At 71.7% G+C, this 13381-nt stretch carries 9 protein-coding genes; 5 read left to right on the forward strand and 4 right to left on the reverse strand.

Going from position 1 to position 13381, the window contains the following annotated elements; all coding sequences use genetic code 11:
* Window positions 1–12 precede the first annotated feature (12 nt).
* Together LK06_RS00800 and LK06_RS34995 are read left to right on the forward strand one after the other, a co-directional pair.
* Window positions 13–1254, forward strand: coding sequence for a hypothetical protein (locus LK06_RS00800; protein ID WP_052269801.1), 1242 nt, complete (start codon window positions 13–15; stop codon window positions 1252–1254).
* A 237-nt stretch (window positions 1255–1491) separates the two neighbouring features.
* Window positions 1492–1614, forward strand: a complete 123-nt coding sequence (locus LK06_RS34995; protein WP_324618347.1) for a hypothetical protein — start codon at window positions 1492–1494, stop codon at window positions 1612–1614.
* Window position 1615: 1 nt separating this feature from the next.
* Here the strand turns inward: LK06_RS34995 and LK06_RS00810 are convergent, their stop codons facing one another.
* Window positions 1616–2593, reverse strand: a complete 978-nt coding sequence (locus LK06_RS00810) for a hypothetical protein (protein WP_234367320.1) — start codon at window positions 2591–2593, stop codon at window positions 1616–1618.
* A gap of 463 nt (window positions 2594–3056) precedes the next feature.
* Between LK06_RS00810 and LK06_RS00815 the strand changes: the two genes are divergently transcribed.
* Both LK06_RS00815 and LK06_RS00820 read left to right on the forward strand, forming a co-directional pair.
* The gene (locus LK06_RS00815) at window positions 3057–5561 is read left to right on the forward strand and encodes a SpoIIE family protein phosphatase (protein WP_043435102.1); all 2505 of its coding nucleotides are present in this window, start codon (window positions 3057–3059) and stop codon (window positions 5559–5561) included.
* An 83-nt stretch (window positions 5562–5644) separates the two neighbouring features.
* Window positions 5645–8383, forward strand: a complete 2739-nt coding sequence (locus tag LK06_RS00820) for a SpoIIE family protein phosphatase (protein ID WP_167747932.1) — start codon at window positions 5645–5647, stop codon at window positions 8381–8383.
* Window positions 8384–8426: 43 nt separating this feature from the next.
* On the opposite strand, the gene LK06_RS00825 is transcribed toward LK06_RS00820, so the two are convergent.
* On the reverse strand, window positions 8427–10265 hold the full coding sequence (locus LK06_RS00825; protein ID WP_039650188.1) for a glycoside hydrolase family 15 protein: 1839 nt from the start codon (window positions 10263–10265) through the stop codon (window positions 8427–8429).
* A 193-nt stretch (window positions 10266–10458) separates the two neighbouring features.
* On the opposite strand from LK06_RS00825, the gene LK06_RS00830 reads away from it, so the two are divergent.
* The gene (locus LK06_RS00830) at window positions 10459–10665 is read left to right on the forward strand and encodes a hypothetical protein (protein ID WP_039650186.1); all 207 of its coding nucleotides are present in this window, start codon (window positions 10459–10461) and stop codon (window positions 10663–10665) included.
* Window positions 10666–10800: 135 nt separating this feature from the next.
* On the opposite strand, the gene nicT is transcribed toward LK06_RS00830, so the two are convergent.
* Both nicT and efeB read right to left on the reverse strand, forming a co-directional pair.
* The gene (nicT, locus tag LK06_RS00835; RefSeq protein WP_039650184.1) at window positions 10801–11952 is read right to left on the reverse strand and encodes a Nickel transporter NicT; all 1152 of its coding nucleotides are present in this window, start codon (window positions 11950–11952) and stop codon (window positions 10801–10803) included.
* A gap of 151 nt (window positions 11953–12103) precedes the next feature.
* Window positions 12104–13375, reverse strand: a complete 1272-nt coding sequence (gene efeB, locus LK06_RS00840; protein WP_039650182.1) for an iron uptake transporter deferrochelatase/peroxidase subunit — start codon at window positions 13373–13375, stop codon at window positions 12104–12106.
* Window positions 13376–13381: the final 6 nt, after the last annotated feature.

Below are 13381 nucleotides of genomic sequence, written 5' to 3' on the forward strand. Positions count from 1 at the left end.
GCAGATTGGCCCATGTCGAACTCCGTCACCGGCCGCGCCGGCATCCCGCAGACCCTCTGGGCGGCCCACGGCCGCCACACCGGTCCCGCACCCGATGACCTCGTCCGCCAGACCCTGCGCCGGCACAAGGAGAGCGGCGACATCGACGACTTCGCCGAGCCGCCCGTGCCCGAGGACTCCACCCGCCGGATCTTCGAGGCACGCTGGCGGGCCGATGGCACGGTGACCGTGCGAGCCAGGCTCACCCTAGGACCGTGCGCGGACCGGCCGCGGGGACATCAATGGCGGCTCATCGCCGAGGCGGAGCATCCGTGGGACGAGGGGTGGGCCTCGCCCGCGACCCTGTTCTGGCCTGAGGACGGGTCGGGCGAGGGCGACGACAGCTCCTGGGACCACCACGCCACGCTCGCCGGTGTGCGCTTCCGACGGAGCAATGCGCTGCCCACGGACGACAAGGAGATGCGCCGCCGGCTACGGGACGCAACCCGAGACACCTGGTACGTCAACCTGGTCGTACACGAGGCGATGACCCCCGACGAGCGGGGCCGACTACCGCTGTCCCGGTTTCTACCGCCCGGCCTGCGGGACCGCGTGGTGGAACACAGAGCCGCCCCGCACCAGCTGCGCGCCGTCAACTGGGCGCTGCGTGACCTCGGCGTCGAAGTGCCGCGCGGAGGCGCCGTGGTACTGCCGCCGAGCCCTGTGCCGGAGGAGTACGACAGCCGGGAGCACAGCGTGCGCAGCGTGTTCCTGAACGGTTCCGAGCCGGTCGAGCTCATCGCGGCACTGCGACGTTTCGATGCCTTGCCGCGCCCCCTGCCGCTGGATGCCGAGGAAGCCCTGGCGGATCTACGGGAGAACTGGACCCTGTTGACCCTCCGGGAGCAGCTGGTGCGGGAACGGCGTCTGGTCGCCATGTACGCCGAGGCACTGGAGGCGATGACGACGTCCCGGGACCTGTACAAGGAGGCCGCCGAGCAAGCTCTGGAGGCGCTCCAGGCCTACCGGGACCTCCCCGCCCCCGTCCTGCCGCAACAGCAGTCCGGCTCCCGGACGCCCGGCGCGCTGCAGCAGCTGACACGGACGTTCGAACGGCTGAAGTTCCCCGGCAAAGCTCAGCGGCCCCCGGTACCCGCCCCGGGACCCTCGCCGGAGCTCTCGCCCGGTGAGGGTCCCACCGGGTCACCGAACGCGTCGGGCGAACCCGCGGCGCATGACGGCGCCACGTTCCGGAACACAGATCTGTCGCCGTAGGGGCGACCGCCGAACTGCTGCGGCGGCCCGGCCGGAGACGGTCACCTTCGTCGTCACCCAAGACGGGGACGCGCCGAGGAGGACCTTGCCTGCGCCGAGTACATCGCGGAGCGCTGTGCCCTCGACGACGCCGACCCCGGGCCCAGCCTCGACCGGGCCCGGCGCTCTGACGCAGCCGCACGGCTCGCGGACGGCGTGCGGCGCGGCTGGGGCGGTGTCCACCCGGAGGACGTGGCGATGTGCCTGGAGGTGGACACCTTCCCGTTCGTCATGGCGGCCGCCCGGACGGACGGTCACCTGGTGCTGCGCCCGGTGGGTCCCGGCCGGCCGGGACCCGGAGCGGCGCAGTCGCCGGCCTGACTCAGCGTGCTCCCCCGTGGCGTGGGGGGCCCGCCACCAAGGTCGCCAGCAGAACCGTCAGCGTCGCCAGCACGGCCGTCGCCGCCGCCGTACCGGCGAGCCACGGCGGGGCCAGGGTCGCCCCCGGCAGGCGGAACGGATCCGGCAGCCCGAACCGTCCGCCGAGCACCTGCCCCGCGGCGAGCGACGCCGTGACGCCGAGGGCGGCCGTCGCGGCGACGAGCCTGGCCGGCACCGACCGGGCCGTCATGGCGAGGGCCGACAGCATGCACAGCCCGGCGGCGACGGCCGTGGCCCCGAGGACGCCCTGGGACAGTCCGGCCCAGTGGCGCGGGGCATGGGCCAAACCGCACAGGAACACCAGCGCAGCGGCGCCCCGTGCGACGCGGACGGCGGTCACCGAGCTCCAGCCGCTCCCCGCTGGGCTCTTCGCCGTGCCGTCCTTCGCCGTGCCGCTCGGCGGCACGGCGATCCGTGCCGTGCGGGCCTCCGTGGGCCGGCGCTCCGGTGCGGGCGGGGCCTCGGGCTCCGCGCGGGCGGACTCGCTCAGCGGGTCGGCTGGTCCGGTGGATCCGGTGGGCCCGGCAGACGTCGCTTCGAGCGGCACGCCCTCGGTGCCGGTCTGGTTCTCCGCCAGCCGGCCGATCAGCTCGGCGATTTCCTCGACGGGTCGGTTGACGGCCGCAGCTTGCACGGCCGCCTGCCCGCAGTGGGGTTCCACCGGAGTGCGGTGCAGCAGCTGCATGAGCCGGATGACGTCCTCGACAGGGCGGCGCTCGGCGGCGGCGCGGATCGCCTCGTCCGCGCAGTCGGTCTCCCGGGGCGGCTTGGTGAGCAGGGTCACCAAGCGGGTGACATCCTCCACTGACCGGTCGACCCCGGCCACGCGCAGCGCGTCGACCGTGGTCAGGGCGTACTCGGGCGAGCTCTCCAGCAGCGTGATGAGCCGGACGACGTCCTCCACCGGACGGTCTGCCACGGCCGCGTGGACCAGCTCGTGCAGCGGATCACCGTACGGAGGATCGTCCTGGTGGGGGGATTCGGGCAGCTGCTCCGGGAGCGGCGCGGGTCTGGTCAGGAGTTGGGGGGACGACGTTGGGAGTCCGGCGGCGGCCGGCGCGGGAGTTATGCGGGAGTCGTCGGGACGGGGGGACGAAGAGCGGGTCATCTAGGCTCCATGAGAGGGGTGCGGCCGCACCAGCGCCCCCGCGTGCGGCGCGCGGCGTTACGCACCCCATTACTAGGGCCGGGCAGGTGCCCCCGCCACTCGGGTGAGGCGGTGGAGTGAGACGGCCGGCCAGGCCGTCGCCAGGTCCCCTTCCCACGCCGGTCCGCTCACCTCGCGCTCCGGCTTCCCCTCCCTCCCAGGTGCGTTCCCTGCTCCCTCTGGCGCATTCTTGCTGTGTCATCCACCCGGAGGCGCACGGGACGAGGTAGGGCCGATGACTGGGAGCGGCGAGCAGGCGGTCCGTTCGCGGGCCCGGCTGGCCGCGCTGCTGGCCGACGCCTCGACCGGTGCGCTCGGCGCGGCCGGTGGCCGGGTGGCTGGCGTGTACCTGCGCTCCAGCGCACCCGGTCTGCTGCGCCTCGCCGTGCTCGTGGGACTGCCCGGTCCGCTGTTCAGGCCCTGGTGGCGGCTGCACGTGGCCCGCCCCCTCCCGGTGACCGACGCCTACCGGCTCGGCGTGCAGGTGGTGCTGCCGAACGCCATGGCGACGGTACGCAGGTACCCCCAGTTCGCGGCGGGTCTGCCCTTCCCGTTCGGGTCGGTGCACGTGCCGGTGCCGGGCGGAACCGAGCCGCTGGGCGTGCTCACCGTGCTGCGTCCGGCGGTGTCCGATTCGGTGGACGAGTTGCTGGACCGGGACCTGCTCGCCCGACTGGCCGAAGGGCTGGGCGCCGAGTTGATCGCACTCGCCGACGGAGACCCGGGCGCGGTCGTCTGGGACGGGGAACCGCTGTGCGTGCGCCCCCCCACGAACAGCCCCGCGCAGGCCACAGCAGGACACTTCAGCTGGGATCCGGCCACGTCATCGGTGCACGTGGACGACCGGCTGCAGGCCATGCTCGGACTGCCCTCGGGCGTGTCCGCGGGTACGGAAGCGACATTCGCGGACGCCGTGGCACCTGCCGACACGCACCGGATCCGGGCCGCGCTGCGCGACACGGCCACCGGGAAGCCGCCGAGGACACCACTGAGCCTGCGGTCACAGGAGGGGACTGAACGGCTGCTGGACCTGTGGCCAGCCACGCCCGACGGCCCCGCGCCGAAAGTCGACGGGGCGGTCTTCGACGCCGGACGGGCCGCCTCCGCGGACGGTGCGGCCGACCTGCTGCCGCAGGGCGTGTTCTGCCTGGACCGGCTGGGAGTGATCGTGTACGCCAATCCCGCTGCAGCCGGGCTGGTGGACCGCGACCTGGAGTCGCTGCTCGGGCACACGCTGTGGGAAGCCATGCCGTGGTTCACAGGGCCGCCATACGACGACCATCTGCGCGCCGCCCTGCTGTCCGCGGACCCGGTGCACTTCCACGCCCGGCGGCGGACCCCCGGCCACGGGAAACCGGCGGACGACTGGCTCGCCGTGTCCGTGTACCCCGGCGCGGACCTGCTGACCTGTGTGCTCGTCCCGGCCAGCCGCATGGAGGCGCCGGCAGGACCGGCCCCCGAGGCGCAGGCCCCGGAAGGCACGGCGGCAGACGGCCACTCCATGGCACCGCTGTACCGGCCGATCGCCCTGGCGATCGCGCTGACGGACGCGGTGACCGCCCGGCAGGTGTCGGCGGTGGTCATGCAGGAGTTGCTGCCCGCGTTCGGCGGCAACCGCCTGGCCATCTACCTCCTGCAGGAACGTCATCTGTACCTGGCCTGGGAGACCGGGTTCCCGCAGGGATTCCTCGGTCCGTTCGAGGGGGTCGGCCTGGACGCGCATCTGCCGGGCGTGGAAACCCTCACCACCGGCCGGCCGCTGTTCTTCGAATCCATGCAGCAGCTGGCAGCCGCCTACCCGGGCATCCCCCTGGACGCGGACGTGGGCGCCCGCGCCTTCCTTCCGCTGATCGCCTCCGGCCGGGCGGTCGGCTCCTGCATCCTGGGCTTCGACAGGCTGCGCGGCTTCAGCACGGAGGAACGCACGGTCCTCACCGCGCTCGCCGGACTGATCGCGCACGCCATGGAGCGGGCGCAGCGCTACGACAGCGAGGCGGCCCTGGCCCGCGGCCTGCAGCAGGCCCTGCTACCGCGCCGGTTGTCGGCGCACCCAGGGGTGGAGACCGCCGGACGCTACCTGCCGGGCACGCAGGGCATGGACGTCGGCGGCGACTGGTACGACGTGGTGGAGGCCGGGGACGGGCTCGCGCTGGTCATCGGCGACGTACAGGGGCACGGGGTGCAGGCGGCAGCCACCATGGGTCAGCTGCGCAGCTCGGTCCGTGCGTTCGCGCTGAGCGACCGGCCGCCGGACGAGGTGCTGAGCGGGACGAACCGCCTGCTGATCGATCTCGACCCGGGCCAGTTCGCCAGCTGTTGCTATCTGCGCCTGGACCCGGCCACCGGCCGCGCTCAGATCGCCCGGGCCGGCCATCCACCACCACTGCTGCGCTCCCCCGACGGACGCACCCGGGTGCTGGACATCCCGGGCGGTGTCGTCCTCGGAGTGGATCCGCACGCGCGGTACCCGGTGACCGAACTGCTGCTGGAGCCCGACGCGATCCTCGCCCTCTACACGGACGGCCTCGTGGAACGGCCGGGGGCCGACATCGACGACGGCATCACGGCGCTGCGGCTGGCCCTCGCCAAGGCCGGGGCCGCCGCCGGACGGCCGGGCCGGCGGTCGCTGGCCGGGGTCGCCGACCGGCTCACAGCCACAGCACGGCACGCCACGGACCGGCCTGACGACGTGGCACTGCTGCTCGCCGCCCGGCGCCCGGCACCCGGGCGGATCCGGTGAGCGCACCGTGCCGCCGCGCTCACCGGCCGTCACCTCGGGCGACAGCCTCGCCTCACGGGGCGGGGCAGTGTAGACATGGGCACATGGTGCGTCTGCCCGGCCGGCCCACGACCCGGCCGCCCCGACCTTTCGGGCACCCGCGCGCACCGCAGGACCCGCGGCCGGCCGGGCCGGCCTCGAACGGCAGTCGGCCGGGCGTGCTGCGGTCGGCGGTGACCGGGCGCAGCGTGGCCGGGCAGTTCTTCGCGCTGCAAGTGGTGATCGTGCTGCTGCTGGTCGTCTCGGCCGTGGTGGCCCAGGTGCTCCAGGTGCGACACGACAGCGACCTGGAGGCGGAGAACCGTTCGCTCGCCGTGGCCGAGACGTTCGCCAACGCGCCGGGCACGGTGGCCGCGCTGCGCGCTCCGGACCCGACGGCGATCCTGCAGCCGGAGGCGGAGGCCGTCCGCAAGGCGACCGGCGTCGACTTCGTCGTCGTGATGAACACGGACGGCATTCGCTACACGCACCCCAAACCCGACCGCATCGGCAAGAAGTTCGTCGGTACGATCGGCCCCGCCCTGGCCGGGGGCACGGTCACCGAGCACATCAAGGGGACGATCGGCCCGCTGGTGCAGGTCGTGGTGCCGGTGAAGGACTCTGGCGGCACGGTAGTGGGTCTGGTGTCGGCGGGCATCACCACGGCGCACGTCGGCGGAGCCGCCGACCAGCAACTGCCGCTGCTGCTCGCGGCGGCAGCCGCGGCACTGGCGCTGGCCACTGCGGGTACGGCCCTGGTCAGCAGGCGCCTGCTGCGCCAGACACGCGGTCTGGGCCCCTATGAGATGACCCGGATGTACGAACACCACGACGCGGTGCTGCACGCGGTCCGGGAAGGAGTGCTGATCGTCGGCGGCGACGGGCGGTTGCTGCTCGCGAACGACGAGGCGCACCGCCTGCTGGGGCTGCCCGAGGACGCCGAGCGGCGGCATGTGCTGGAGTTGGGCCTGGATCCGGAGACGGCAGGGCTCCTGGCCTCCGGGCGGATGGCCACGGACGAGGTGCACCTGGTCAAGGACCGGCTGCTGGCGATCAACCAGCGCCCCACCGACGTGCGCGGCGGACCGGCCGGGAGCGTCACGACGCTGCGCGACTCCACCGAACTGCGCGCGCTGTCCGGCCGCGCGGAGGTGGCACGTGAACGGCTCAACATGTTGTACGACGCCGGGGTCGGCATCGGCACCAGTCTGGACGTCACCCGCACCGCCGAGGAGCTGGCGGAGCTGGCCGTCCCCCGGTTCGCGGACTTCGCGACCGTGGACCTGTTCGACGCGGTGCTGAGCGGCGAGGAACCCAGGCCGGGTACCGCGCTGCGTCGTGCGGCCTGCGCCGGCATCCGCAAGGATCCCCCGCTGTACCCGGTCGGCGAACGGATCCGGTTCGTGGCCACCTCGCCGCAGGCCCGCAGTCTGACCACCGGGCAGTCGGTCGTGGAGCCGCAGCTGCGCAATGCGCCCGGCTGGCAGGCACAGGACCTGGAACGAAGCGACCAGGTCATGCGCTACGGCGTCCATTCGCTGGTGACCGTGCCGCTCAGGGCGGGCAGCCTGGTGCTGGGCGTGGCCACCTTCTGGCGGTCGGAGAAGCCGCAGCCGTTCGACTCCGAGGAGCTGGCGCTGGCCGAGGAGCTGGTCGCACGGGCGGCGGTCTCCATCGACAACGCCCGCCGCTACACGCGCGAGCACAGCATGGCGGTCACCCTGCAGCGCAGTCTGCTGCCCCGGTCGTTGCCCGAGCAGGACGCCCTGGAGATCGCCTACCGCTATCTGCCGGCGCAGTCCGGCGTGGGCGGCGACTGGTTCGATGTGCTGCCGCTGTCGGGCGCCCGGGTGGCCCTCGTCGTCGGTGATGTGGTGGGGCACGGGCTGCACGCGGCGGCGACCATGGGCCGGCTACGCACGGCCGTCCACAACTTCTCGGCGCTGGATCTGCCGCCCGATGAACTCCTGGGCCTGCTCGACGAATTGGTCGGTAGGATTGACCAGGACGAGGTTCCGGCGGAGGGCGCGGCCGTGGTCACGGGTGCGACCTGCCTGTACGCGGTGTACGACCCGGTCTCCCGGTTGTGCACCATGGCCCGGGCCGGTCATCCGCCGCCCGCGCTGGTGCACCCGGACGGCAGTGTGGAATTCCCCGACCTGCCCGCGGGTCCGCCGTTGGGTCTGGGCGGGCTGCCCTTCGAGACGGCCGAGCTGGAACTACCGGAGGGCAGTCGGCTGGTGCTGTACACCGACGGGCTGGTGGAGGATCGGGTCCGGGACATCGACGAGGGGCTGGAGCTGCTGCGCAGGGCCCTGAGCAGCACGCGGGGCGCCTCCCCGGAGGAAACCTGCCGGGCGGTGCTGGACCGGCTCCCGGCCCGGCCAAGTGATGACGTGGCGCTGATCGTGGCCCGTACCCGGGTGCTGGGGGCCGACCGGATCGCCGAGTGGCAGGTGCCGACCGACCCGGCGGCCGTGTCGGAGGTACGGGCCTCGGTGACCCGACAGTTGGCCGAATGGGGCCTGGCGGAACTGGCCTTCACAACCGAGCTGATCCTGAGCGAACTGGTCACCAACTCCATCCGCTACGGGCGCGGCCCGATTGGGGTGCGGCTGCTGCATGATCGAACCCTGATCTGCGAGGTCTCCGACCGCAGCACGACCTCGCCTCATCTGCGGTACGCGGCCAGCACCGACGAGGGTGGCCGGGGCTTGTTCCTGGTCGCGCAGATCGCCGAACGGTGGGGGACGCGCTACACCCCGCACGGCAAGATCATCTGGGCGGAGCAGCCTCTGTCCTGAGGTTCCGCCGAACGGGGCCGGCGGGTCCGCCGGCCCAAGGGCGTCAGCCGAGGGCGCGGTCGAGGTTGAAGGCAGCGCTGATCAGGGAGAGATGGGTGAAGGCCTGCGGGAAGTTTCCCTGCTGCTCCCCGGTCCGGCCGATCTCTTCCGCGTACAGGCCGAGGTGGTTGGCGTAGGTGAGCATCTTCTCGAAGGCCAGCCTGGCCTCATCGAGCCGACCGGCCCGGACCAGCGCTTCCACGTACCAGAAGGAGCAGATGGAGAAGGTGCCCTCGTCCCCGCGCAGTCCGTCGGGGCTGGCCTGCGGGTCGTAGCGGTAGACGAGGGAGTCGGAGACGAGATCCTCGGTGAGGGCGTCCAGGGTGGACAGCCATTTGGGATCGGTCGGGGCGATGAACTTGGCAAGCGGCATCATCAGCGAGGAGGCGTCCAGGACGTCACCGCCCTCGTGCTGCACAAAGGCACCCCGGCTCCCCGACCAGCCTCGGTCCATGATCCTCCGGTAGATCGTGTCGCGGGCCTCCTGCCACCTGGACAGGTCGGCGGGCAGGCCGCGCCGGTTGGCGAGCCGGATGGCGCGTTCGACGGCCACCCAGCACATCAGGCGGGAATACAGGAAGTCCTCGCGACCGCCGCGGGTCTCCCAGACGCCCTCGTCGGGTTGGTCCCAGTGGTCGCACACCCAGCCGACGAGATGGCACACGTCGTCCCACTGGCCGCTGGAGATGGGCTGGGCCCACTTGTCGTAGAGGTAGATGGAGTCGATGAGGGCGCCGTAGATGTCCAGCTGGAGCTGGTCGGCGGCGGCATTGCCGACACGGACCGGGGCGGAGCCCTGATGGCCCTCCAGATGTGGTAGTTCGCGTTCGGGCAGTTCGGTGCGGCCGTCGATGCCGTACATGACCTGCAGCGGGCCGGAGCCGTCGCTGCAGCCGGGGCTGACGTGCGTGGTCACGAACCGCATGAAGGCCTCGGCCTCACCGCTGAAGCCGAGTCGCAGCAGCGCGTACACGCAGAACGCGGCGTCGCGCACCCACACGTACCGGTAGTCCCAGTTGCGCTCGCCGCCGGGCTGTTCGGGCAGGCTGGTGGTGGGGGCGGCGACGATGGCACCAGTGGGGGCGTAGGTGAGCAGCTTCAAGGTGAGGGCCGAGCGGTGCACCATCTCACGCCAGCGGCCCCGGTAGTGGGACTGTCTCAGCCAGCCCCGCCAGTAGGCGACCGTGGCGTTGAACTCACGCTCGGCCTCGGCCCGGGCGCAGCCGCGCGGGGCTATGTCTCCGTCCACCTGGTCGAGGGCGAAGACCGCGGTCTCGCCCTCGGCGAGCTTGAAGTCGGCACGTACGTCCCGGTCGTCGCACTCCACGGACACGGTCGAGGTGAGCGCCAGCGAGCGGTCGGCGGATTCGAAGAGGACCACCCCGTCCGCGGTACCCACGGTGTGCGGGTCGAGGCCGTAGCCGAAGCGGGGGGCGACCAGCGCACGGAAGGGGACCGTACCGCGCACGCACACCACGCGCCGGATGAGCCGGTGCCGCCCCACCTCGGCGGAGTCCTCCCCGGTGACGGGCATGAAGTCCTGCACCTCGCCGACGCCGTCCTCGGTGAAGAACCGGGTGATCAGTACGTTGGTGTCGGGGAAGTAGAACTGCTTGGTGCGCGCCGGTAGGGCGGCGGCCAGCTCGAAGCAGCCGCCGCGCTCAGCGTCCAGGACGGCTGCGAAGACGCTCGGCGAGTCGAAGGCCGGGCAGCAGTACCAGTCGATCGTGCCGTTGGTGCCGACCAGGGCGATGCTGCGCAGATCGCCGATGAGTCCGTGATCGGCGATCGGCAGATAGCGGGTGCTGGGGTCGGCGTCCCCGGGAAACGGTGTCTCGGCCATCAGCGGCCTCCCGGTTCAGGGTGCGGGTGTTTCCAGCTTAGGAGCGCGGGCTCGGTGTGGCGTGGGCATGCGCTGCACATGCGTTTGCCCGGCTTTCCGGATGCGGGGTGCGCGGGGGCGGGCAATGGTGAGAGTGTGCTCCATCCGGAGGCACCGGCACGGATGCGGTCATCCGGACCGAGGAGGAGGCATCATGTCGACATCCACACCCGAAGAGTCACGGTCGTCCGACGACCACTGCACCCCGGACGCCCTGCTCCACTCCGCTCCCCCCAGGAATGTCTCGCCGGAGGACCTGGTGATGGCGGCAGGCAGGGACGTCACTCCGAAGACCCTCGAATGGGCGCGTCGCAAGCTGGAGACGGAGGGTCCGGCAGCGATCGAGAAGCTGCTGCCGTAGGGCGGTCCGGGAGAGTCGGGAACCGAACGGGGCGGCCGGCCGGGCGAGGGCACGCCCGGCCGGTGAAGTGGTGCGCCGCTGTCGTGGGCTGCCCCCGGGTCAGCGGACCTGGCATCGGAAGCGCGACCGGAAGGGTCAGTCTGCCGGCTGTTCGGCCAGGCCCGCGGTCCACTTCTCCTCGATGCGGCCCGCTTTCCACACCAGCAGGGCGAGGGCCCAGGTGGCGAAGAACAGGCCAACGATGACGAAGCCCACCGTGTTGAGGTCGAGGCCGGATATCCAGTTCCAGAACGTACCGTGCAGGTCCAGTTCGTCGGCGAGCAGGCCGAGGAGTTCCACGGAGCCGATGATCAGGGCGACGGCCACGGAGAGACCGGTGATGGTGAGGTTGTAGTAGACCTTGCGGACCGGCTTGGAGAAGGCCCAGCCGTAGGCGAAGTTCATGAACGAGCCGTCGATGGTGTCGAGCAGGGACATGCCCGCCGCGAACAGCACGGGCAGGCACAGGACGGCGTACCAGGGCAGTCCCGAGGCGGCGCCGGAACCGGCGAGTACCAGCAGCGCGATCTCCGTCGCGGTGTCGAAGCCGAGTCCGAACAGCAGTCCCAGGGGGTACATCTGCCATGACTTGCTGATCGAGCCGGTGACCCGGCCGAGCAGGCGGTTCATGAAGCCGCGGCTGTTCAGCTGTGTCTCCAGGGCGGCCTCATCGAAGTGGCCGGAGCGCATGCGGCGGAACACCTTCCAGATCCCGGCCATGACGACGAGGTTGATACCGGCGATGAGATAGAGGAAGGTGCCGGAGACCGTCGTACCGATCAGGCCGGTCACCTGGTGCAGGTGGGAGTTGCCGTCACGGACCGGTCCGGCCAGGGTCTTCATGCCCAGGGAGAGCAGCAGGGCGAGGACGAAGACCACACTGGAGTGGCCGAGCGAGAACCAGAAGCCGACGGACAGGGGGCGCTGTCCCCCGCCCATCAGCTTGCGGGTGGTGTTGTCGATCGCCGCGATGTGGTCGGCGTCGAAGGCGTGCCGCATCCCCAGCGTGTACGCGGTGATGCCGATGCCGATGCCGAAGGAGTCGGTGCCGACGCTGAGGTGCTGCGGCGCGACGAAGCCGACCAGGGTGCCCCAGCCGATGATGTGCAGCGCGAGCACGAAGGCGGCCATCGAGCTGACCCTGATCCACTCCTGCCGGGTCATGGACCCTCGCACGCGGCGCCAGACCGAGGGCTTCGCCGCGGCCGGCGCGGGGAGGGACGGGGCGGAACCAGGGGCGGCCGTCATCGGGAGGTTTTCCCTTCGGTGGTGCAGGTATGACTGTGCCGCGCAGCGCGGGCTCCTAACATCATCACGTACTTGCAACCTGTATGCAGTAAAGCGCACGGCAGGCCTTTCCCATGCGCGGGAAAAGGCCCGCCGTGTCGGTCGGCCCTGGTCAGGCAGTGAACATGCCCCTGCCCAACCAGTCCTTAGTGTCCCGCGCCCCGGGCAGGGCGAAGAAGTAGCCGCCTCCCGTCGGAGAGATGTAGTCGACCAGGGGTTCGTCGATCAAACGGGTCTGCACCGTCTCGAACTGGCGCTTGACGTCCTGCTGGTAGCAGCAGAAGACCAGGCCCATGTCGAGGTTGCCGACGTTGTCGACACCCCGGTCGTAGTTGTAGCCCCGGCGCAGGATGCGGGAGCTGTCGGTCTCGGCGGTGCGTGGGTTCGCCATGCGGATGTGGGAGTCCAGCGGGATCACGGAGCCGTGCGGATCCTTGGCGTAGTGGGGGACATCGGTCTCCTTGGCGCCATCGAGCGGGGCGCCGGTGTCCTTGCGGCGGCCGAACATCTTCTCCTGCTCGGTCAGCGAGACCCGGTCCCAGAACTCGACCAGCATCCGGATGATCCGGATGACCTGGTAACTGCCGCCCTCGGCCCAGGCAGGCTCGCCGTGCCCGCCGCCGACCCAGATCAGCCGATCCGTCTCCCGGGGGGAGGTGACGTCCGGGTTGGCGATGCCGTCCTTGAAGCCGAGCAGGTTGCGCGGGGCGCCCGAAGGCCGGGGGACGTTCTGGAAGCCGTCGACACGCCACTTGATCTGCATGGCGCCGCGGGTATGTCGGGCGATGTCGCGCAGCGCGTGCAGCACGGTGTCCTGGCTGTTGGCACAGATCTGCAAGGACAGGTCACCGTGGCACTCGGCCGCGTCCAGGTTGTCGTTGGGAAAGGTCCGCATCGGGGTGAGCCGCACAGGCCTGGCCCGGGCGAGGCCGTAGCGGTCGTCGAACAGGGACGCTCCGACTCCGACGGTGACGGTGAGATCGTCCGGTGGGACCTCGGAGCCGAGGATGCCGCTGTCGGAGGGCGGTGCACCGACGCCCAGGTCGGCCGGGAGTCCGCCGGAGGTGAGGAAGCGGGTCCGCTCGGTGAGGGTCTTCAGCAGGTCGGTGAGGCCCGACCGGTCGTCGGCTATGACGTCGAGGGCCACGAAGGTGGCGGCAGCGGGCGCCGGGGTGAGGATTCCGGCCTGGTGGACCCCGTGGAAGGGGACCTTCGCGGTGCTGTCAACCCTGGCCGGCTCCGCCTGCGCCGTTCCGCCGCCCTCGCCGAGGGCGAAGCCTCCGCCGGCCAGGACCGCTCCGGCGGCACCGGCACCCAACGCGGTCCGCACGAACGAGCGGCGAGCGGGACCGGCGGGGCAGGCCGACGGTTCGGCAGAGGACATCGCAGG

The organism is Streptomyces pluripotens (assembly GCF_000802245.2).
Lineage (GTDB): Bacteria > Actinomycetota > Actinomycetes > Streptomycetales > Streptomycetaceae > Streptomyces > Streptomyces pluripotens.

Bases quoted from the DNA above. Each gene is read 5' to 3' on its own strand.
- LK06_RS00825 (WP_039650188.1), bottom strand. From the start codon at position 10,265: ATGGCCGAGACACCGTTTCCCGGGGACGCCGACCCCAGCACCCGCTAT.
- LK06_RS00830 (WP_039650186.1), top strand. From the start codon at position 10,459: ATGTCGACATCCACACCCGAAGAGTCACGGTCGTCCGACGACCACTGC.
- LK06_RS00800 (WP_052269801.1), top strand. From the start codon at position 13: ATGTCGAACTCCGTCACCGGCCGCGCCGGCATCCCGCAGACCCTCTGG.
- efeB (WP_039650182.1), bottom strand. From the start codon at position 13,375: ATGTCCTCTGCCGAACCGTCGGCCTGCCCCGCCGGTCCCGCTCGCCGC.
- LK06_RS00820 (WP_167747932.1), top strand. From the start codon at position 5,645: ATGGTGCGTCTGCCCGGCCGGCCCACGACCCGGCCGCCCCGACCTTTC.
- LK06_RS00815 (WP_043435102.1), top strand. From the start codon at position 3,057: ATGACTGGGAGCGGCGAGCAGGCGGTCCGTTCGCGGGCCCGGCTGGCC.
- nicT (WP_039650184.1), bottom strand. From the start codon at position 11,952: ATGACGGCCGCCCCTGGTTCCGCCCCGTCCCTCCCCGCGCCGGCCGCG.
- LK06_RS34995 (WP_324618347.1), top strand. From the start codon at position 1,492: ATGTGCCTGGAGGTGGACACCTTCCCGTTCGTCATGGCGGCCGCCCGG.